The sequence below is a fragment of the Peptoniphilus sp. genome, from assembly GCF_050943655.1.
In the GTDB taxonomy this organism is placed as follows: Bacteria; Bacillota; Clostridia; order Tissierellales; family Peptoniphilaceae; genus Peptoniphilus_A.
In genome coordinates, this window is sequence record NZ_JBMNPQ010000006.1 from 1 (window position 1) to 20,741 (window position 20,741).

A 20,741-nucleotide genomic window follows, 5' to 3' on the forward strand; every position below is an offset into this window, starting at 1 on the left:
GAATTTCCTTTTTAAATAAATTATAAAGGGCAATTTAATATCTTTCTATAAACCTTATTTTACCATTAAAATGCAAAAAATAAAAGAATTTTGAAGAACTAATATGTTACATAATGAAAAATTTTTTATTTTTTCTCTTCGACGAACGAAAAACCTCTAGAGGGAGAATGTCTCTAAAGGTTTTTATCTTTTGCACTATTTAATATTTTATTTTAAACTATTTTTTTATTTATTTAATTCTTCTTCGCGAGCTAGTACTTCTTCTGCTAGCTGCTCTTCTTTTTTCTCATAAGCTAAGTCTTCTTCAGTTTTTGGAAGAATGAAACTTAAAATTAGAGCGATTACAAATACATTGGCTACTGGATTTCCAGAAAATACGTCTCGCGCAAGTTTTGGAAGTGAACTGTAAATTTCTGGCATTTGTGTAAATCCAATTCCAACTGCAAGTGAAAGTGCAACAATTGTTGTGTTTCTGTGTGTAAAGCCACATCTTGCAACCATGTTCATTCCACTTACTACGATTGTACCAAACATCATAATTGTACATCCACCAAGCACTGGCTCTGGCAAAGTTGAAAATATTGCGCCGATTGGTGGGAATAATCCTGCAATCATTAGAGTAAGTGCACCAAACATTATTGTGAATCTATTTACAACTTTTGTCATTGCAACTAGCCCAACGTTTTGACTAAATGATGTTATTGGAGTACATCCAAAACATCCAGATACTGCAGACATAAATCCGTCGCAGGCAAGTGAGCCTTGAATTTCTCTTTCAGTTATATCTCTTCCAAGTCCCCCGACACATACTGCTGTAGTATCTCCTATTGTTTCTGCCGCCGATACTAAAAATACAACAACAAGTGCAATAATCGCACTGATGTTAAATTCTGGCACAAATGGCATGAATTTTGGAATTGCTATTAATTGACTCTCAGTAACTGCTGTAAAGTCAACTACATTTAGCGCAATTGAAAGTATGTATCCGACAATTAGTCCAAATAATATAGAAAGTTGCTTCCAAAATCCTCTTGCCACAATGTTAAATACTATACAAGATATTAAAGTAACTGTTCCTATTAATACATTTTGAGCTGAGCCAAAATCAGCTGCTCCATTACCTCCGCCAAAGGAAGCTGCACCAACGCCGAGTAGTGAGAATCCAATAGATGTTACTACGCAAGCTGAAACGATTGGTTGTATATATTTTCTCCAGTACTTTGCACAAAGTCCCAAGGTTCCTTCTATACATCCACCGACTATTATGGCGCCTATCATGGTTTCATAATTATAAGTTGTGGCAACATAAATTAGCGATGCCAAAAAAGTAAAACTTACACCCATTATAACGGGAAGTTTTGCTCCAATTTTCCAAACTGGATAAAGTTGAATTAAAGATCCAAGCCCAGCAATAAACATTGCGTTTTGGATAAGCATTGGCAAATCGATTTGCATCTCTGGATGAGCTGCAGTTGTTGCTCCAACTACTAAAATTATTGGAACCAAGTTTGAAACAAACATAGCCAATACGTGTTGAAGTCCAAATGGTATTGCCTTTGAAATAGGCACGCGACCATCTAGTTTATAAATATTGTCAATACTTACATTGGCTTTATCTGCACTGTTCATATTTTCCCTCCATATTTATAATTTTTAGTGCAAAACACAAATTTTTTAAATTTTAAAGGGCTGCTAGGTTGCAAGCAGCCCATATAATCAATATTTTAAATAATATTTATAATATAATTAGTCTTCTATTTTTCCACCAGCTGCTTCTGATTCTTCTGGAATTAAAACATTTAATAGTATTGCTGTAAGACAAGCTATAACTATTCCTGATCCTCCAAAAATAAGTTTTAGAGCTTCAGGGAAAAATTCCATAGCTACAGGAACTGATGAAAGTCCAAGACCAAATACTAATGAAAGTCCAATTATTAATTTAGATCTATCTGTAAGTGGTTTTTGTGTAAGGATGTCGATTCCTGTAAGAGTTATTTGTGAAAATATTATTAGCGAAGCTCCACCGATAACTGGGTTTGGAATTGTTGAAACAACTGCGCCAAGTTTTGGAAGAAGTCCTGCTAAGATTAAAAATATTGCTCCACACGCTACTACGAATCTACTCATAATCTTTGTAAATGCAACCATCCCTACGTTTTGTGAGAAAGAAGTAGTTGGCATTCCATTAAAGATTGCAGCAAAAACTGAACTTAGTCCGTTTGCAATAACTGAACCTGAAAGTTCATCTTCAGTAGCTTCTCTTCCTGCACCACCGACTGTAATACCAGATACGTCACCAACAGTTTCAACTGCCGTAACTATAAACATGATTAGCATTGGAATAATTGCTCCCGCTTTAAATTCCATTCCAAAGTGAAATGGTCTTGGAAGTGCAAACCACGCCGCCTCTTTTACAGGAGTAAAGTCAACCATGCCTGCGAAGATAGCAATTATGTATCCAATTATTATCGAAATAAGTATTGAAGATGTCTTAACTGCACCTTTTCCCTTTTGGTTTAAAACTACTGTAAGTATTAAAACTATAAGTCCCACTCCCCAGTTTTTAAGTGAACCAAAATCAGGTGATCCTGCTCCACCAGCCAAGGAATTAATTCCTGTAGGAAGAAGTGAAAGTCCAATAGTTAAAACTACTGTACCTGTAACAATACTTGGGAAAAATCTTCTAATGTGTTTTAAGAAATATCCAAGTACTGTACAGAAAAGTCCACCAACAAGAGTTGCTCCAAGAAGTGCTGGAAATCCAAAAGCTTTTGCAATTGCAATATTAGTTGTCAAAAATCCAAAACTTGCTCCCATTACTACAGGAAGTTTTGCTCCAGTCTTTCCAATTGGATGAGTTTGCATAAGTGTTGAAACACCAGCTATAAACATTGCCGATTGGACTAGAAGAACTAAGTCTTGCCCAGTTATTCCAACAATTCCTGCAATAATCATACAGACTGTGATGTTACCCAAAAACATTGCAAAAACATGTTGAAGCCCAAGAGGTATTGCCTCTCTAAGTTCTGGAACCCCATCAACATCGTACTTGTTCCTGTTTACAACTTTTTCTTTTGTCATAATCATGCCCCTTAATTAATAGTATTTAAATTAGAAATTCTAATTCTTTACTGAAACATTATACTAGAAAATTTGATATAGCGGATTAAAATTCTAAAAAAACTGTATTAATTTTGCACCATTTTACTCATAATTTTAAACGAGTTTCCAAATTTCCCTTGCTCTCTCACGAGATTTTGCGTGAATTTCTTCTTGGTCCACATTTAAAATTATTTTGTCTTTCATAACGAACTTACCATTTATAATTGTGTCATTTACAAGTCTTCCAGTAAGTCCAAATAGTGCATGTCCGCCCCAATTATCTTTTGTAAGTGGAGTGTATGGCATATAATTAAATGTAATTATATCTGCATAGGCACCTTTTTTAATTACTCCAATTTCTCTATTAAAATATTTTGAAAAAATCTTTGGATTGTTTTTAAACTGAATCTCTAAAGTTTCAGAAAATCCTTTAGTTGGGTCACATGCATTGTGTGATAACAATATATTTGATACTTTCATTGAATCGAACATATCATTTGTATAGGCATCTGTTCCCATTCCAACTGTTATTCCCTTCTCCATCATTCTAAGAATTGGAGGACATCCTACAGCATTATTCATATTAGATTCTGGGTTAAAGATCACTGGAGTGTTGTGTTTTTTTAATATGTCCATTTCACGCTCATTTATATGAACGCCGTGAACTGCCAAAGTGTTTTCTGTAATTATTCCAAAATCTTCTAGTCTTTCAACAATTCTCTTGCCGTGTTTTTGTAAACTGTCCCATTCATCTTCGATACCTTCTGCAATGTGAACATGATAACCATCATAAAGGCCCTCCATTGCTTCTCTTGCTTTATTAAGTGTCTCATCAGATAAAGTAAAGGATGCGTGTAGTCCAAACATCGCCTTTACCATGTCCCCTTTATCATCTTCTTTGCAAGCTTTTATGAAGTCGATGTTTTCTTTTATTTCTTTGTCACGAATTTCCATTCCGTCTCTATCTGATAATTCGTAGCAAAGTGAAGTTCTTATTCCAAGATCAGTTGCGGCATCTCTTAAAGCAAAAAGTGAACCTTCAACTGAATTTGGTCCTGAGTGGTGATCTACAAGAGTTGTTACACCATTTTGAATTGACTCCATGTAAGTTGTGTATGCATTTAGCGATACATCTTCAAGAGTCAAAGTTCTATCGAGAGTCCACCAAAGATTTTCAAGAACATTAAAAAAATTATCTGTTGGTCTTGATACTGCCATTCCCCTTGCATAAGCGGAATAGATATGTGAGTGACCACATATCATTCCCGGCATTACAAGCCTTCCGCCTAGATCAATTTTTTCTTCTTCAGGATATTTTTCTAAGATTTCACTTGCTTTTCCAACATCTTCTATGACAGTGCCCTTAATAAAGATAGCTCCATCATAATAGATGTTGTTGTTATCGTCATTTGTTATTATTACACAGTTTGTTAATATCATTTCTGCTCCTTTTACCAAAAATTAAATTGCCTTCTGGTTTACATAATAGGAATAATTTTCTTCTATAGCTTCAATTAATTTTTTCATATCAGCTGATAAATCTTTTTCTATATTTTCAGTTTCAATGATATTTCCATTTTCAAGTCTTACTTTGTATCTACCATCTTCAAGTTTTAAAAATCCTGTATTTGTTGAGTCGATAAAATCTTCATCAGTCCAAAATACTGTAAACTTATCTTTGTAAGGTCTTCCAGCATGTGGACAGAAAACTCCACAGTTTCCGCATTCGTTGCACATGCCGTCGATGTGAACAATTTGGTTATGATTTTTGTATCCATCTACTGCTACAAGTACATTTGCCCTGTTTGGACAAACTTCTGTACAAATCTCACAGATTTGGTCGCACTTTAGACATCTTTCTCCCTCAGATGGGCCTTCTTTCTTGTCTACTAAGATACCCCTCTTGTCGTAGATTACATCTCTATCTTCTAAAACTTCAAATTTTTTAAAGTCATTTTCTAAATTTTCTTTAGCTAGTATATCTAAAGCTACTGTCTTTGCATCTCCCATTGCCTTGACAATTGTCGATGCGCCAGCTTTGCAGTCGCCGATAATATATACATTTTTTATATTTGATTCAAGTGTTGGAAGAAGTTTTGGCCTCTTTCTGTCGTCTAAATTTATGCCGTTTTTTTCGAAGGCTGTTGAGTCAACTCTTGCACCTGTTGCACAAATTACATTGTCAAATTCAAGCTCTAATATCTCGCCAGTAGGTATTACAGATCTTCTGCCAGAGCTGTCGAAATCGCCAAGTTTCATCTTGTTACATTTTAAAACTTTTCCGTCATATTCAACTGGAGCGACAAGTTCAAGAATTTTATGTCCCTCGGATTTTACATCATTTACTTCTTCTTGAGTTGCAGGCATGTAGGCTTCTGTTCTTCTGTAGACTAAAACAACTTCTTCTACACCACATTGCCTTGCCGCAGTTCTTGTGCAGTCCATTGCAACATCTCCTGCACCGACAACGGCAACTTTTTTGCCAAGATTGCTCTTCTTGTTCATTCTTACATCCCACAAGAAATCAAGTGCATCTGTTACATATTCGCTGCCCTTTTCTACTGGAGAAATTCCTTCTTTCCAAGCACCAGTTGCCACGATTACATAATCAAAGTCTTTCTTTAATTCTTCGTATGTTTCTGTGACTTCTCTATTAAATTCAAATTTAACTCCTTGTTTAAGAGCAATATTAAAATCCCTTTCAATTTCCTCATCAGAAATTCTAAATTCAGGAATGATGTGACTAACTATGCCATATGGTTTTGATAATTTTTCATAAACTACTACATCCATTCCATTTCTTCTTAAATAAGACGCTGCCGCAATTCCTGCAGGGCCTGCTCCAATTACAAGAACTTTTTTATCTGACTTTAGCGGAACCTCTTTAATATTAGAAATGAATTTATCCTGCGCATTTTCTGCAGCAATAAGTTTCATATTTCTAATTTGAACAGTCTTTTCATAGTCAACTCTTGTGCAGTGCTCTTGACAATAATGAGCACAGATTTTTCCAAGAATTGTAGGAGCAGTGTTGTCATTTGCGATTACTTCCATGGCCTTGTCGTAGTCGCCCTTCATAACTAAGTTTAAGTACTCAGGCACCTGTTGATTTATTGGGCATCCGCCGTCTTTACAAGGAGCCTTGTAACAATCAATCATCGGTAGAGTTGAGTCTGTCTTTCTTGATTTTACTTTTTCTCTGTAGAGCTTGTTGTTCTTCCAATCAGAGATGACTTTTTCTCTTAGTGCAATTATTTTTTCAACATCGACGCCACTATATTCTCTATCCAAAAGTTTTTCAGTTTCTCTTGCAAGTTGATTAAATCTATTGTATCCGCCTGGCTTTAAAATTGTCGTTGCCACAGTTATGGGTTGTCCAATTGCCTCGAATATTTCTTTAATATTTCCTGCATCAGCTCCACCAGAATAAGAAATTGGAAGTTTTCCGTCAAATTCTTCAGTCAGTTTTGCCGCCATTGAAAGTGTAAGCGGAAGAAGTGCTCTTCCTGACATGTACATTTCTTCAGATGGAAGTTCATTTCTTTTTACGTCAACTGGGAATGTATTTGAAAGTTTTACACCAAAGGCAAGTTGTCTTTCTTCTCCAAGTTTTAATAATTTATCAATCATAACAACGGCATCTTCATATTGAAGATCGTCTGTGAAGTGAAAATCTGTAAACGAAATGTAGTCATATCCCATGCTATCTAAAGTCTTTCTTGCATATTCATAGCCTAGAATAGTTGGGTTACACTTTATGAATGTATTCATGTTCTTCTCTGTCAAAAGATATGTTGAAATTGCTTCAATTTCGTGAGCTGGACATCCATGAAGTGTAGAAAGTGTAATAGATGAGCAAACTTTAGGACTTATTTTTTCTACATCTTCTTTTGTAAAGTTATTAAAGAGATCTAGGTTTTCATTTAAGTATTCTTTGCATTCTTTAAAGATTTTTGTATCTTCTGCGTTTTTTAAACCTTCAATGTAGCTGTCGATTTTTTCAGATTTAATTCCCTCTAAGTCGTATCCACAACTCATGTTGTATGCAAAATCCTTTTCATCAGCTATTCCAAATTCCTTTGCAAGAACTTGGATTAAAAAGTATGCCTTTACATATTCGCAAAATGCCTCCTCAACTGTAAGTTCTGTTGACCATTCGCAGTTGTAACACTCATCTTCTGCCAAAATACAAGGTCTGCCGATTGCATCTTGAATTTCTTTTCCATCTATAATTTGAACTGTCTTAAGTTCGATAAATCTTGCACCAGTTAGGTATGCTGTTAAAATATTTTGTGCAAGTTGGCTGTGAGGTCCGGCTGCTGGTCCAACGGCTGATGCAATTTTATCTCCAAATATTGTCTTTAAATAAGTATTGGACTTATTTTTGTAGAAAGACTCTTTCCTGATTCCAAAGACTCTGCCTTCGTTTTTATATTCTTCAAGCGCCCAATTAAGTAATTTGTCAAAGGGCATGGGTCTCATAATTTCACTCATATTGACCTCCTTTTTTAAAATTATATTTCACAAAACTTGTGAACTACAATCAAACATTCAATTTATAATAATAACTTTTATATGTTCTTATATTTCTATATTTTATTTAATCCAAGTTCCGTTTTTTCCTGCAATTGCATCGTCGGCACATTCAAGGGAAGTGATCAGCGCTTTTCTTCCCTCTTTAGATTTTACAAAACTCATTGCTGCCTTTACTTTTGGAAGCATTGAACCTGGTGCAAAGTGGCCTTCGTCAATGTACTTTTCGCAGTCTTCTATACCCATTTCATCGAGCCACTCTTCATTTGGCTTTCCAAAGTTAATCGCAACCTTATCAACTGCAGTTAAAATCACAAGCACATCGGCATCCATTACCTCTGCCATCTTTTCACAAGAGAAGTCCTTGTCAATTACAGCGGCTACTCCAATATATTCTCCATCTTCTTCAACTACAGGAATTCCACCACCGCCACAAGCTATTATTACATTTCTTGCTGCGTATAAATCTCTTAAAGATTCTTTTTCAATAATATCTACTGGCATGGGAGATGCCACAACTCTTCTGTAGCCTCTTCCTGCATCTTCTTTAAAGTCATATCCAGTTTCTTCTGCTATTTTTTTAGCTTCTTCTTCTGTGTAGAAGCTTCCAATAGGTTTTGTTGGATTTTTAAATGCTTCGTCATTTTTATCAACTAGAACTTGAGTTATTACTGTTACTACTGGCACATCGCGTCCAATTTCTTTAAACTCATGTCTAATTGCATTTTGAAGGTGGTATCCAATATATCCCTGGCTCATTGCTCCACATTCTGGAAATGGCATTAGTGGAATGGATGAGTTCACCTTGTGTCCTGTCTCCATTGCAAGGTTTATCATTCCAACTTGTGGTCCATTGCCGTGTCCAACTATAATTTTATTTCCACTTGCCACAAGTTTTACTAAGCTCTTCGCTGTCTTTTTTACTGCAGCTCTTTGTTCTTCGGGAGAACTTCCCAGTGCATTTCCCCCAAGTGCTATTACTATTTTATATCCCATATTGTCTCCTTGAAAAATTAAGAGGGGCAGATCCCCTCTTAATATAAAAAATTATTTTATATATTCTAATGGAAGAACAGCATAAGTTGCAGCACATGTAACTAAATCTTGTTTGAATGTGATTTCGTTAGGAGCGTGAGCTTGATCTTCTGCACCTGGTCCAAATCCAATTACTGGAATATTGTGTCTACCCATTATTGCAACGCCATTAGTTGAGAAAGTCCATTTGTCTACAAGTGGAAGATTTTTTCTCTTTTCAATTTCTTTTTCGATATTTGGTGCAATTCTCTTTTCACCAAAAAGGCCAACATAAGCTCTTTCAAGTGCCTTTGTAACTTCATGATCTTCTGGAATTACCCATGTTGGAAAATAACATTCTTGCTCGTAGCTAAGTCCAGTCCAAGATGGTCTTTTGTAATTATACATTGTAACTTTTGCGCCGTATTTTTTAGCTGAAGGAAGTTCTTCAATTTCTTTAATACAAGACTGCCAAGTTTCTCCAGCAGTCATTCTTCTGTCAAGGGAGATTGCGCAAGAGTCTGCCACAGCACATCTTGATGGTGATGTGAAGAAAATCTCAGAAGTTGTAACTGTTCCTCTTCCAAGGAAGTTTGCTTCTTTGTATTCTGGATTATATTTTTCATCTAGCATCTTAACTAGACCTTTAATCTCTACAGAGTCATCTGCAGGGTTTTCGTTAAGCTGTTCAACTTCGTTTAGAATTTTTGCCATCTTGTAGATTGCGTTGTCTCCACGTTCAGGTGCTGAACCGTGACATGATACACCTTCGACTTCTACTCTAATTTCCATACGACCTCTTTGGCCCCTGTAAATTCCGCCGTCTGTTGGCTCTGTAGAAACTACAAATTCAGGTTTTATTCCTTGCTCTTCAATCATGTACAACCAGCAGTTGCCGTCGCAGTCTTCTTCTTGAACAGTTCCTGTAACTAGAACTCTAAATTTGTCATTTAAAAATCCTAGGTCTTTCATAATTTTTGCGCCATAAACTGAAGAAACTATTCCACCAAGTTGATCAGATCCGCCACGACCACCAATTGTCTCTTCATCTTCGTAGCCCTTATATGGATCAAATTTCCAGTTGTCCATGTTTCCAATTCCAACTGTATCTATGTGAGCATCAAACCCTATTTGTTTTTCGCCATTTCCCATTTCTCCAAGAACATTTCCTTGTGGGTCGATCCAAGCTTTGTCAAAACCAACTTTTTCCATTTCTTCTTTTATTCTTTTGGCCTTGTCGCCTTCTTCGCAAGATTCACCTTTAAGTAGTATTAAATCTCTTAAGAATGCGTTCATATCTTTTGAATATTTTTGTGCTGTCTCTTTAACTAAATCATAATTGATTTCTGTCATTGTCTTCTCCTTACCTCAAACTAATTATTTATTGTTTACTCTTGGCATGTCTCTATTCCAAAGTTCTTCTAATTTAGCTTTTGGATTTTCAACTCTTTGTAAGAAAATCATAGCTGCAATAATATATGGTTTGTAAGAAGCTTCTTTGTATAATTCTTTTCTATATCTATCAAATACTGATGCGTCAACTTCTCCCGCTTCACAAGATACTCCTGTAATGTCTGCTGGAAGTGGGTGGCAATATAGAGCCTTTCCGTCTTTTGTTGTCGCCATTAATTCTTCAGTAACTGTCCAGTCCATGTGCTCTTTGTTCTCAGCTAAAAGTTCTTGTTCTAGTTTATCTATTCCGTCAAAGTCTCCTTCGGAATATAATTTAGTTCTCTTTTCCATTGCTGCAAATGGAGCCCAAGATTTTGGATAAACAATCTCAGCATCTTTAAATGCTTCTGCCATGTCATTTGTAACTGTAAATGATCCGCCAGATTCTTCAGCCTGTTTTTTTGCTAGTTCTACGATGTCTTCCATAACTTCGTATCCTTCTGGGTGAGCAAGCACAACGTCCATTCCAAGTCTTGTCCAAAGTCCTATTCCGCCTTGAGGACATGAAAGTGGTTTGCCATAAGATGGTGAATAAGCCCAAGTTAGCGCAACTTTTTTGCCCTTTAATGATTCAAGACCGTCGAAGTAGTGGCTAAAGTGTGCAGTGTCTGCCATCATTTGTGTTGGGTGATCTCTGTCGCATTGTAATGAAACAAGAGTTGGTCTTTGTTCTAGAGTGCCTTCTTCATATCCTCTTTGAACTGATTTTGCAAATTCAACTTGATACTCGTGGCCTTGTCCAATGTACATGTCGTCTCTAATTCCAACTACATCTGCCATAAATGAAACCATGTTTGCTGTCTCAAGTAGTGTTTCGCCGTGTGCGATTTGAGATTTCTTTTCGTCTAAGTCCTGAACTTCTAGTCCAAGTAAGTTACAAGCTGAAGCATAAGAAAATCTTGTCCTTGTTGAGTTGTCTCTAAAAATTGAAATACCTAGACCTGAGTCAAATATTTTTGCTGATTTGTTGTTTTCTCTAAGTTCTCTAATTGCATCTGCAACTGCCCAAACTGCTTTAAGCTCGTCATTTGATTTGTCCCATGTCATTAAAAAGTCGTCTTGGTATAAGTTTTTAAAATCTAAGTTGTCTAATTGATTTATAATTTCTTGAAATTTATTCTCCATGCTCTTCTCCTATCTCATTATTTTGTAATTATAATTTTCTTTATTAGTGTAATATCCGTCCCAAACTACTTGTCTATAGTGAACAAAGTCTGTATCTCCTTCAGTGCTAAAAAATAATATTACTGAATTCTCATCAAGCTTTAATTCTTTTTTAATTTCTAAAAGATCATCTCTTTGCAAAATTTCTGATATTGCTCCAAAAGTTGCTGCTCCAGATTCACCAGAAATAATTCTCTCATCGCCTTTAAGAGGATTTCCTAAAATTCTCATTCCCCTTGCTGCAGATGCGTCGGGAACAGATAAAAATGCATCGGCATAAGATTTTAAAATTGGCCAGCCAACTGTCACAGGTTCTCCACAAGCAAGTCCTGCCATAATTGTGTCCATCTCTCCAGTTACATTGTGAATTTTGCCATCATTTGCCTTTGCAGTTATAAAGTTACAATTTGCTTTTTCCGGCTCAACTACTCCAATAAATGGCTTTTCGTCTCCTGGAAAAATTGAACTGAAGTATCCAGTAACTCCCGTTGCAAAAGATCCAACGCCTGCTTGTACAAAAATATGTGTGACTTTTTCACCAAGTTCTAAGAGTTGATCTTCTGCTTCTTTTGCCAAAGTCGAATAGCCCTGGATAATCCATGTTGGAATTTTTTCATATCCTTCCCACGCAGTGTCCTGAACCATTACATAACCTTCTTCTTCGGCATATTTGTTGGCAAGTCTTACACAGTCGTCGTAATTTAGTCCGTCCATTATGTCGCACTTTGCTCCAAGAGCTCTAATGTTATCGCGTCTTTCTAAAGAGGATCCACTTGGCATAAGTACTATACATTTTTGTTTAAGTTCGTGAGATGCCCAAGCAACTCCCCTCCCGTGATTTCCATCAGTTGCTGTAATAAATGTTATATCTCCCAACTTGTCCTTTACTTCTTTTGAAGTTAATTTTTCAAAAGGAAGATCATCAATATCCATTCCAAGTTTATCGGCAATATATTTTCCAATAGCGTAGGATCCACCAAGCACCTTGAAGGCGTTTAGTCCAAATCTATAAGATTCATCTTTTACAAAAATATTTTTTACTCCAAACATTTTTGAAAGATTTTTTAATTCTACTAGTGGTGTAACTTCATATTGAGGAAAACTTGCGTGAAATTTTTGTGCCTTTTTAGTTTCATCTTGATTTATAAAACTAAGATCAGCTTTTTCATTTTCATTTGTATTGTTAAGTACAATTTTATAACTTTCTCCCATGCAAACTCCTTTCCAAACAAATAATTACTTTCAGATTTATTGTAACATATTACTAAACTCTTAGAAAGTAATTTTTAAAATTTTTTTAATGCAAACATTATATTTTTTAAAAATCTTTCCTTATGAAAAATAAGTTGCGTCGATGCTGTGATGATATTAAAATCAGCTTGCTAAATCTTATAATTTAAAATTTTTCTGTGATATAATAAATACAATTAAATTAAAAAAGGAGGCGTTTTATGTATAATCTTGAATTAGAAGTCTGCGGTGGTTGCAATGCAAAAATTCCCGCTGCATCGCTAGATGAGATTCTAAAATCCATACCTAATTTTAAGCGTGACGATATAATAGTCGGTTACGATTCCAAAGATGACAGCGCCGTTATTAATATTGACGATAAAACTGGAATTATTACTACTCTCGACTTCTTCCCGCCAATGGTAAAGGACCCCTATGTTTTTGGACAGATTGCTGCAGCAAATGCCCTAAGCGATATATATGCCATGGGAGCAGATCCAATCTGTGCACTTAACATCGTCGCCTTCCCCGAAGAAGGTAGAGTTGAAGTATTAGAAGAAATTTTAAAGGGCGGAGCCGACAAAGTTATTGAGGCTCGCGCAAGCCTTGTTGGAGGACACTCCATTCATGACCCAAAAGTAAAGTACGGCATGACTGTTATTGGAAGATGCGACATAGAAAAAATTTGGCAGAACAATACTCCAAATCCTGGTGACAAATTAATTTTAACTAAGCCTCTTGGAGTAACTCTTGTAGTAAACTCTCATTCAGTTGATATTGCAAGTGACGAAGAATTTGAAAATGCCGTTAAGTCAATGACAAAGCTAAACAAATATGCCAAGGATGTTCTTCGTAAATATAATATTTCAAGCGCAACAGATGTCACAGGTTTTGGACTTTTGGGACATCTAAGCGAAATGGTTGGAGATGAATTTACTGCAGTTCTAAATGCAGATGAGATTCCAATCCTTCCTGGTGCAAAGCACGCTGCCGATGAATTTGTATTCACAAAGGGCGGACAGAGAAATAGGCTCTTTATGGAAAATAGTGTTGAATTTCAAGTAGATGACTTTGCGCTAGAAGAGGTGCTATACGATCCACAGACTTCTGGTGGACTTTTAGTTTCAATCGACAAAGATGAAGCAGAAGATGCACTTAAAGAGCTAAGAGAAAATAATGTAGAAGCTTCCATCATCGGAGAAATACACAAAAAATTTGACAAAAATATTTTTATAATTTGAGAAAGGAAAACAATATGAAACAAGTAGATGCAAGAGCAGTAGAATGTCCAATGCCTGTAATTATGGCAAAAAGAGTTATAAAAGAAGGCGAAAGCGAATTTGTAGTTTTAGTTAAAGAGCAAATCGCCGTTGATAATCTAAATAAAATGGCAAAGCAAATGAATTTTGAAACTTCCGTAACAGAAAAAGATGGCGAGTTTGAAGTTCAATTTAAAAAATCTAGCGAAAAAATTTCAACTGAAGAAAAATCAGAAAACTACATCGTAGTATTTGATGCAGATAAAATTGGCGAAGGCGACGTAGACTTTAGCAAAAAGTTAATCGAGAGCTTTATCGTGGCACTTACTGAACAAGATAATTATCCAGACTATGTAATTTGTTACAACCAAGGCGTGTTCCTAACTACAGAAAGAGAAAATACTGTTGAAGACTTTAAAAAACTTGAAGCAGGCGGCGTTAAAATTCTATCTTGCGGACTATGTCTTGACAATTACGGCTTAAAAGAAAAATTAAAAGTAGGCAAAGTTACTAATATGTATGAAATCGTGGGACTCATGGCTTCTCACAAAGTTGTAAGACCTTGATGGAATATATTCTCTACACCTTTGACTCCACAACAGAGGCGATGAAATCTGAAATTGCCCTTGAAAATAAAAAAATTAAGGCAAGGCTCGTTCCCCTGCTTCCAGAAATCGACGCAGGTTGCGGCCTTGCTCTTAGATTTTCAAAAATTTTTTATAAAGAAGTGGAGGATATTTTTAAATCAGAGGATTTAAGTTATAAAGAAAGATATATTTTAAATTATGAAGATGGAAGTAGAAAGGCCAAGGTTTTAAAATATGATTTACTTTGACAATGCTGCCACAACTATCGATAAAAGTGAGAAGGTCGCCCACGCAATTTATGAGTCCATAATGTCAAAAAAATATGCCAACCCTTCGCGAGGTTCTTATGAGTTAAGTGTAAATTCCCTAAGGAAGATGTTTGAAATAAGAAAATCTGTTGCAAATTATTTTGGCATCGACGATCCCCTTAACGTTATATTTACACCAAATATCACCTTTGCGCTAAATTTTATAATTAGGTCTCTTTTTAAAAGTGGCGATCACATAATAACAAGTGTTGCTGAACACAACTCTGTATTAAGGCCACTTTATGATTTTGAAAAACACGGTGGCGAGATTTCTTTTATCGATATAGACGATAATTTTAATTTAAAGCTAGATGAAATTGAGCCGCAAATTAAAGAAAACACAAAAGCCGTTATAATAACTGCTGCTAGCAATGTGTCTGGAAAAATTACAGATTTAGAAAAAGTTTATAAAATTTGTAAAAAGAACAATTTAAAACTTATAATAGACGGAGCGCAACTTGCAGGTGTAAAAAAATTTAGTCTTAAAAATTTTGACGACACAATTTTTGCCTTCACAGGTCACAAGGGACTTCACGGACCACAGGGCACTGGTGGATTTTTGATTAAGGGAGACTTTAGCTTTAATCAAGTTTTCTCTGGAGGATCTGGCTTTGATTCTTTTTCCAAGACTCAACCTCACCACATCCCCGAACTTTTTGAACCGGGAACGGCGAACCTCCACTCCTTTGTTGGACTTGAAGCTGCAATTAAAGAACTTGAGGAAAATGAGCCCTATGAAAGACTAAATAATCTCACTAAACTTCTCTACACTGAACTTAAGAAAAATAAAAATTTAGAGTTTTACACAGTTTTAGAAGATGAAAATGCGCCCATCGTTTCAATAAATATAAAGGGAATGGATGCAAACACAGCTTCAGAAATTTTGGACGAAGAGTATGGCATATGCACAAGAGCAGGCTCTCACTGTGCTCCACTTTTCCACGAGCGGGTGGGCACAAGAAATAGAGGAATACTAAGACTTAGCCTCTCTCACTACAACACAGAAGAAGAAATTTATAAAGTAGCAGAAGCGATTTCTGAAATTTCAAATAATTTATAATAAAAAACCTCCTGAACCAATGTATCGTCACATCAATTCAGGAAGTTTTTGTAAATTTTTTAAACTCAATCTATTTCTCTAAATATATTAATTTTTCTTCATCAATTCTAAAAAATAATTCGTCTCTACTTCTAAGATCAGTCCACTTTTCTTTTTCCAAGTCAATTCTAAGATAACCATCTCCACTTGTGCCCTTTTCTCTAACTATTAAACAGTAGCCAAAGAGCTCCTCAATTTCTTTTATGATTTCAAGTGGATATGTATTCTCGTCTATCTTTTTATCTACTATCTCGATGTAGTGACTTCTCATTCCAACGGCGTCACATTTTTTATAATTTAAAAGCTTTAAATTTATTCCCCAATTTTTTGCGAAATATAAATTATTATCTATCTTCTCAAGCGGTGAAAAGTTTTTGCAACCAGATAGCTCCGCTGCAGAAATTGTAACTGGATTTTTAAATAAATCCTTTGTCTTCTTCATCTCTTCAGAAAAACCATTTTTCATTATGACGATGGAGTCGCACATTCTATAGACTTCGTCGCGGTCGTGAGATACAAAAAGTGTTGGAATTTTATATTTTTCAATCATGCTCTTTATTTCAAGTTCAATAAGCCATCTGAGGTAGCCATCTATTGCAGAATAGGGCTCGTCGAGAAGAAGTAGCTCTGCGTCATTTACAAGGATTCTCGCAAGGGCAGCTCTTTGCTTTTCTCCTCCAGAAATTTCGTCGGGCCTATTGTCCTTTACGCCTATTAAATTCATCTCTTCAAGTTTTTTACTTACAATTTCATCTGCATCTTTATTTTGGCCGCGAATTCCAGTTTTTATATTTTCATAAACGCTCATGTTGGGGAAAAGCGCGTAGTCTTGGAACAAAAATCCAACGCGCCTCTCTTGCGGCTTTAGATTTATTTTTTTGTCTGAATTAAATAATTCTCGTCCATTTAAGACAATTTTTCCGCTATCAGGTTTAATTATCCCCGCAATACACTTAAGTGTTAAACTTTTGCCACTTCCAGATGCACCCAAAATTCCAAGGACATCGTCGTCGCTTTTAAAGTCCACATCTAATTTAAAATTTCCAAAATTTTTTAAAATATTTACTTCTAACATTTTACACTCTCATTTTACTTCCATAATTATTTGACTCGAGAATATTGATGACGAGAAGAACTGCAAGTGATATCAACACATTTATGATGACCCACTTATATGCAAGCGCGTCCTGTCCAACTCTCCAAAACTGATAGACAGTTGTAGAAATTGTAGCAGTTCTGCCAGGAATGTAGCCACTTACCATGCTCGTTGCACCGTATTCGCCAAGAGCTCTTGCAAAGGATAGAATTACTCCCGCCAAAATTCCCTTCTTGCAATTTGGCATAGTGATCTTCCAAAAAATCCAAGTGTTGCTCTTTCCTAGAGTCTCGGCAGCGTATTTTAAATTCATATCGAAGGACTCAAAGGCACCGCGTGCCGTGCGATACATCAGTGGAAAAGTCACAATTGTCGTTGCAATTATAGAAGAGTACCACTTCATAATAAGATTTACTTCAAATAAATTTTGAAGTGCTCCCCCTATGCCGCTATTTGGACCAAAAGTTTTTATTATGAAAAATCCAATTACTGTCGGAGGCAAAACTAGTGGCAGAGTGAGTATCATGTCGCAAATTCCCTTTAGGATGGGATTTAATTTTTTCACATAGTAGGCAAAGAATATCCCTAAAAAAAATGTTATTACTGATGAAATTGTCGCTATTCTTATGGAATTAAATAAGGGAAATAGATCCATCTTCATAATTATTTTACTGGAATAAAACCAGCATCCACAAAGACTTTACTTGCATCATCAGTCTTTAAGTAATCTAAAAACTTTTGTGCTTCGTCTTTATTTTTTGCATTTTCTAAAACTGCTGCTGGATAAATAACTTTGTTATCTAGCATGTCATCATCTGCCTCTGCAACAATTTTAAGATCAAAGACCTTTGCATCTGTTGCATAAATTATCCCTGCATCAACTGTGCCTTCGCTAACCCAAGAAGCAACTTCGCGCACATTTGAGCCAAATGTAACTTTATCTTTAATCTCATCGAAGATTCCAAGATTTCTAAGTATTTCTTCTGAATATTGACCAACTGGCACATCTTCGTTTCCAAGGGCGATGGTCATGGCTTTATCTGTGTTTAAATCGCGAAAGTCAGTAATATTATTTTTATTTTTCTCTGGCACAACTAAAGTTACCTTGTTTTCTAATAGATCAGTTCTAGAACTGCTGTCGATTGCAACTTTTCCGTTATAAGCTTCATTCTTGCTGTCGAGCTCATTCATTTGCTTTTCTGCTGCAGAAATAAATAAATCTGCATCTGCTCCCTCAACAATTTGTGATTTTAGTGTTCCTGAAGAGTCAAAGTTAAAAATTAAATTTACGCCTTCGTTTTCTTTTTCGTAATTTTCTTTTATCTCTTCCAAAACATCTGTCATTGAAGCAGCTGCAAATACTACTAAATCTTTCTTCTCAGCTGTAGTATCATTTGTTTTTTCGGCTTTATTTTTTTCTCCGCCACATGAAGCTAGAGATATTGCTACTAGTAAAACCAAAAATACCGCAAAAATTTTTTTTACTTTCATGTTTCCTCCAAAATTTAATGGAATAGTTTTTAGCTTTCAATGATTTTTATCTCATCTCCAACTTTTACTACTCCACCCTTTAATACAACTGTAAAAATTCCCTCGTTAGGCATTATGCACTCTCCGACCTTGTTTTTGATTGCACAGCCCTTGTGACACTCTTTGCCGATTTGACTAACTTCTTGAATTGTCTCTCCAATTTGAAGTTTAGTTCCAACGGGAAGTTCATAAAGAACTATACCCTCAGTTGTAATATTTTCAGCAAAGTCTCCGTCCTTTAAGTTTGGCACGAGCTTTCTCATTTTTCCAATGGACTCTTCGGCTAACAGGCTCACTTGTCTGTGCCACTTGCCTGCATGGGCATCACCTTCAAGTCCAAAATTTTCTATAAAAAGTCCCTCACTTTGTGGAGTTTTAACAGTTCCTTTTTTTAATGATTTATTTATCGAAACAACTTTTGCCATTTTACACCTCATACTGTTTAAAATTTCCAAGAAGTGTGTCAAGTCCGTGGGATAGGCTTGGTAAAATTGCCATTACACTTTCCTTTACGGCCTTTGGGCTTCCCGGAAGATTTATAATTAGCGAATCTTTTCTTATTCCGCTTGTCGCTCTTGAAAGCATCCACTGATTAGTCTTATCCTTTGAATAGAGCCTTATCGCATCTGAAATTGACTCTGCAGATTTTTCGATTACAAGTTCTGTCGCCTCGGGAGTTACATCTCTCTTGCTAAAACCTGTTCCGCCAGATGTAAAAATTAGTGGAACTCTTTTCTCGTCACTAAGTAAAACTAGCTCATCCTTAATTTTTTCGATTTCATCTGGAATTATATTTGAATAAACTAAATTAAAATTACTTGGCATCACATCTTTAAAAGCCTGGATTACATAATCTTTATTTTCACCAGTAGATCTCGTATCACTAATGACAACTGCGGCGTAGTCATAAGTTCTATCGTCCTTTTCTTCGTAGACGAAGTGGCCAGATTTTCCTCCAGTTTTTTCAACCAAGTGAATATTTTCAATAGTCATGGACCTATCCATGGACTTGCACATGTCATATACAGTTAAAAGTCCGCAGGATACTCCAGAAATTGCCTCCATCTCTACACCAGTTTTTCCTTCGCACTTTACTTCCACTTCACAAAAGAGAAGTTCTTCTTCAAAATAAAAGTCAACATGAATTCCACTAAGAAGTAGAGGATGTGCCATTGGAATCATATTTGGAGTGTTCTTTACTCCCTGTATCGCAGCAACTTGTGCAATCGAAAGGACATCTCCCTTTTTTATTTTTTCGCTTTTAATCGCATCGATTGTTTCTTTTTTAAGTCTAATGGAGCCTATTGCAACAGCTCTTCTTAAAGTCTTGCTCTTGCCCGATATGTCAACCATTTGGCCCCTTCCGTTTTCATCAAGATGTGTAAACATTTATCCTCCAATACTATTCATTGCGCTTTCTATGCTCTCCCCTTCAAGCAGGTGATGCCTAAGGGGCTTAATGCTCATGGCCTCATCAATATATCGACGAATGTCTTCTCCTTTTCTTAGAGGAGTCTTAATATCGACAACACTGTCGCTGTGAAGGCAGGGTTTTAATTTTCCATCAGCGGTTAGCCTCATTCTGTTGCAGTTTTCGCAAAAATTGTGACTCATCGGCTCGATAAATCCAATTCTTCCCCTTGAACCTTCAAGTTTATATAATTTTGCAGGCGAACTTATATCGTCATTTTCTATTTTTCTAAGATTGTGAGTCTTTATAATTTCATCGCCACTTATAAATTTTTCTTTCGCATAATCTGCTACAGGTCCAATTGGCATAACCTCAATAAACCTCACATCAATATCTCTATCCATCGTAAGATTTAAAAAATTATTTATTTCGTCGTCGTTTATTCCCTTTAGAAGAACTGTGTTAATCTTTATCTTTAGTCCCTCATCAAAGGCCACATCTATCCCCTCGAGCACATCCTTTAAATCTCCCTTAGTTAGTTTTTTAAAAGTCTTAGGGTTCAATGTGTCAAGAGAAATGTTTACGCGATCAAGTCCCGCCTTTTTTAGATCCTTTGCATATTTTTTAAGATAAGAACCATTCGTCGTCATGGCAAGGTCCTTTATCTTTTCAATGTGACCGAGCGCCTCTATGAAGTGAATGATTCCCTTTCTAATTAGCGGTTCTCCACCTGTGATTCTAACTTTATCCACGCCACCTTCAACAAAAAGATGAGTGATGTAGTAAAGCTCTTCATAAGTCAATATGTCTTCTCTATTTATTTTACAAACTCCGTCCTCGGGCATGCAATACTTGCATCTAAAGTTGCAAAGATCCGTCACGGAGATTCTAAGATAATTAATTTTTCTATTAAAACCATCTAGCATAAAGCTTCACTGTCCTTAATATTATTTTAA

18 protein-coding genes are annotated in these 20,741 nt (G+C 35.9%); 4 read left to right on the forward strand and 14 right to left on the reverse strand.

The window, feature by feature from the left end:
- Positions 1-225: 225 nt before the first annotated feature.
- From ACOX6R_RS01480 to dpaL, 8 genes are all read right to left on the reverse strand, one after another.
- Positions 226-1,629 carry a uracil-xanthine permease family protein gene (locus ACOX6R_RS01480; RefSeq protein ID WP_433446506.1) on the reverse strand — a complete coding sequence of 468 codons (1,404 nt, stop codon included), beginning with the start codon at positions 1,627-1,629 and terminating at the stop codon, positions 226-228.
- Positions 1,630-1,746: 117 nt separating this feature from the next.
- The gene (locus ACOX6R_RS01485; RefSeq protein ID WP_433446508.1) at positions 1,747-3,081 is read right to left on the reverse strand and encodes a uracil-xanthine permease family protein; all 1,335 of its coding nucleotides are present in this window, start codon (positions 3,079-3,081) and stop codon (positions 1,747-1,749) included.
- A 135-nt stretch (positions 3,082-3,216) separates the two neighbouring features.
- Positions 3,217-4,542, reverse strand: coding sequence for a putative aminohydrolase SsnA (gene ssnA / locus ACOX6R_RS01490; protein WP_433446510.1), 1,326 nt, complete (start codon positions 4,540-4,542; stop codon positions 3,217-3,219).
- 21 nt (positions 4,543-4,563) lie between these two features.
- On the reverse strand, positions 4,564-7,596 hold the full coding sequence (gene ygfK, locus ACOX6R_RS01495; protein ID WP_433446512.1) for a putative selenate reductase subunit YgfK: 3,033 nt from the start codon (positions 7,594-7,596) through the stop codon (positions 4,564-4,566).
- A gap of 102 nt (positions 7,597-7,698) precedes the next feature.
- Positions 7,699-8,631 carry a carbamate kinase gene (gene arcC / locus ACOX6R_RS01500; RefSeq protein ID WP_433446514.1) on the reverse strand — a complete coding sequence of 311 codons (933 nt, stop codon included), beginning with the start codon at positions 8,629-8,631 and terminating at the stop codon, positions 7,699-7,701.
- Between the two features lie 51 nt (positions 8,632-8,682).
- Positions 8,683-10,002 carry a YgeY family selenium metabolism-linked hydrolase gene (locus ACOX6R_RS01505; protein ID WP_433446516.1) on the reverse strand — a complete coding sequence of 440 codons (1,320 nt, stop codon included), beginning with the start codon at positions 10,000-10,002 and terminating at the stop codon, positions 8,683-8,685.
- A gap of 24 nt (positions 10,003-10,026) precedes the next feature.
- Complete coding sequence (gene ygeW, locus ACOX6R_RS01510) at positions 10,027-11,226, reverse strand: knotted carbamoyltransferase YgeW (RefSeq protein ID WP_433446518.1); 1,200 nt, start codon at positions 11,224-11,226, stop codon at positions 10,027-10,029.
- 9 nt (positions 11,227-11,235) lie between these two features.
- The gene (gene dpaL, locus ACOX6R_RS01515) at positions 11,236-12,477 is read right to left on the reverse strand and encodes a diaminopropionate ammonia-lyase (RefSeq protein WP_433446520.1); all 1,242 of its coding nucleotides are present in this window, start codon (positions 12,475-12,477) and stop codon (positions 11,236-11,238) included.
- A gap of 239 nt (positions 12,478-12,716) precedes the next feature.
- On the opposite strand from dpaL, the gene selD reads away from it, so the two are divergent.
- Genes selD through ACOX6R_RS01535 form a run of 4 tightly spaced genes read left to right on the forward strand, consistent with a single transcriptional unit; the run spans position 12,717 to position 15,709 of the window.
- Positions 12,717-13,736 carry a selenide, water dikinase SelD gene (gene selD / locus ACOX6R_RS01520; RefSeq protein WP_433446522.1) on the forward strand — a complete coding sequence of 340 codons (1,020 nt, stop codon included), beginning with the start codon at positions 12,717-12,719 and terminating at the stop codon, positions 13,734-13,736.
- A gap of 14 nt (positions 13,737-13,750) precedes the next feature.
- Positions 13,751-14,320, forward strand: coding sequence for a sulfurtransferase-like selenium metabolism protein YedF (gene yedF / locus ACOX6R_RS01525; RefSeq protein WP_433446524.1), 570 nt, complete (start codon positions 13,751-13,753; stop codon positions 14,318-14,320).
- On the forward strand, positions 14,320-14,589 hold the full coding sequence (locus ACOX6R_RS01530) for a DUF3343 domain-containing protein (RefSeq protein ID WP_433446526.1): 270 nt from the start codon (positions 14,320-14,322) through the stop codon (positions 14,587-14,589). The genes yedF and ACOX6R_RS01530 overlap by 1 nt, the downstream gene beginning before the upstream one ends.
- On the forward strand, positions 14,576-15,709 hold the full coding sequence (locus ACOX6R_RS01535) for an aminotransferase class V-fold PLP-dependent enzyme (RefSeq protein ID WP_433446528.1): 1,134 nt from the start codon (positions 14,576-14,578) through the stop codon (positions 15,707-15,709). Before ACOX6R_RS01530 ends, ACOX6R_RS01535 begins: the two co-directional genes overlap by 14 nt.
- Before the next feature lie 70 nt (positions 15,710-15,779).
- Here ACOX6R_RS01535 and ACOX6R_RS01540 read toward each other — a convergent pair whose 3' ends face one another.
- From ACOX6R_RS01540 to moaA, 6 genes are read right to left on the reverse strand one after another with little or no spacing between them, the layout of a single operon-like run.
- On the reverse strand, positions 15,780-16,823 hold the full coding sequence (locus tag ACOX6R_RS01540) for a sulfate/molybdate ABC transporter ATP-binding protein (protein ID WP_433446530.1): 1,044 nt from the start codon (positions 16,821-16,823) through the stop codon (positions 15,780-15,782).
- 1 nt (position 16,824) lies between these two features.
- The gene (gene modB, locus ACOX6R_RS01545) at positions 16,825-17,499 is read right to left on the reverse strand and encodes a molybdate ABC transporter permease subunit (RefSeq protein ID WP_433446570.1); all 675 of its coding nucleotides are present in this window, start codon (positions 17,497-17,499) and stop codon (positions 16,825-16,827) included.
- 8 nt (positions 17,500-17,507) lie between these two features.
- On the reverse strand, positions 17,508-18,335 hold the full coding sequence (gene modA, locus ACOX6R_RS01550) for a molybdate ABC transporter substrate-binding protein (protein WP_433446532.1): 828 nt from the start codon (positions 18,333-18,335) through the stop codon (positions 17,508-17,510).
- Positions 18,336-18,364: 29 nt separating this feature from the next.
- On the reverse strand, positions 18,365-18,799 hold the full coding sequence (locus ACOX6R_RS01555) for an MOSC domain-containing protein (protein WP_433446534.1): 435 nt from the start codon (positions 18,797-18,799) through the stop codon (positions 18,365-18,367).
- A gap of 1 nt (position 18,800) precedes the next feature.
- Positions 18,801-19,763 carry a bifunctional molybdenum cofactor biosynthesis protein MoaC/MoaB gene (moaCB, locus tag ACOX6R_RS01560; protein ID WP_433446536.1) on the reverse strand — a complete coding sequence of 321 codons (963 nt, stop codon included), beginning with the start codon at positions 19,761-19,763 and terminating at the stop codon, positions 18,801-18,803.
- Positions 19,764-20,711 carry a GTP 3',8-cyclase MoaA gene (moaA, locus tag ACOX6R_RS01565; RefSeq protein WP_433446538.1) on the reverse strand — a complete coding sequence of 316 codons (948 nt, stop codon included), beginning with the start codon at positions 20,709-20,711 and terminating at the stop codon, positions 19,764-19,766.
- Between the last annotated feature and the right edge of the window lie 30 nt (positions 20,712-20,741).

Bases quoted from the DNA above. Each gene is read 5' to 3' on its own strand.
- ACOX6R_RS01480 (WP_433446506.1), bottom strand. From the start codon at position 1,629: ATGAACAGTGCAGATAAAGCCAATGTAAGTATTGACAATATTTATAAA.
- ACOX6R_RS01485 (WP_433446508.1), bottom strand. From the start codon at position 3,081: ATGACAAAAGAAAAAGTTGTAAACAGGAACAAGTACGATGTTGATGGG.
- ssnA (WP_433446510.1), bottom strand. From the start codon at position 4,542: ATGATATTAACAAACTGTGTAATAATAACAAATGACGATAACAACAAC.
- ygfK (WP_433446512.1), bottom strand. From the start codon at position 7,596: ATGAGTGAAATTATGAGACCCATGCCCTTTGACAAATTACTTAATTGG.
- arcC (WP_433446514.1), bottom strand. From the start codon at position 8,631: ATGGGATATAAAATAGTAATAGCACTTGGGGGAAATGCACTGGGAAGT.
- ACOX6R_RS01505 (WP_433446516.1), bottom strand. From the start codon at position 10,002: ATGACAGAAATCAATTATGATTTAGTTAAAGAGACAGCACAAAAATAT.
- ygeW (WP_433446518.1), bottom strand. From the start codon at position 11,226: ATGGAGAATAAATTTCAAGAAATTATAAATCAATTAGACAACTTAGAT.
- dpaL (WP_433446520.1), bottom strand. From the start codon at position 12,477: ATGGGAGAAAGTTATAAAATTGTACTTAACAATACAAATGAAAATGAA.
- selD (WP_433446522.1), top strand. From the start codon at position 12,717: ATGTATAATCTTGAATTAGAAGTCTGCGGTGGTTGCAATGCAAAAATT.
- yedF (WP_433446524.1), top strand. From the start codon at position 13,751: ATGAAACAAGTAGATGCAAGAGCAGTAGAATGTCCAATGCCTGTAATT.
- ACOX6R_RS01530 (WP_433446526.1), top strand. From the start codon at position 14,320: ATGGAATATATTCTCTACACCTTTGACTCCACAACAGAGGCGATGAAA.
- ACOX6R_RS01535 (WP_433446528.1), top strand. From the start codon at position 14,576: ATGATTTACTTTGACAATGCTGCCACAACTATCGATAAAAGTGAGAAG.
- ACOX6R_RS01540 (WP_433446530.1), bottom strand. From the start codon at position 16,823: ATGTTAGAAGTAAATATTTTAAAAAATTTTGGAAATTTTAAATTAGAT.
- modB (WP_433446570.1), bottom strand. From the start codon at position 17,499: ATGGATCTATTTCCCTTATTTAATTCCATAAGAATAGCGACAATTTCA.
- modA (WP_433446532.1), bottom strand. From the start codon at position 18,335: ATGAAAGTAAAAAAAATTTTTGCGGTATTTTTGGTTTTACTAGTAGCA.
- ACOX6R_RS01555 (WP_433446534.1), bottom strand. From the start codon at position 18,799: ATGGCAAAAGTTGTTTCGATAAATAAATCATTAAAAAAAGGAACTGTT.
- moaCB (WP_433446536.1), bottom strand. From the start codon at position 19,763: ATGTTTACACATCTTGATGAAAACGGAAGGGGCCAAATGGTTGACATA.
- moaA (WP_433446538.1), bottom strand. From the start codon at position 20,711: ATGCTAGATGGTTTTAATAGAAAAATTAATTATCTTAGAATCTCCGTG.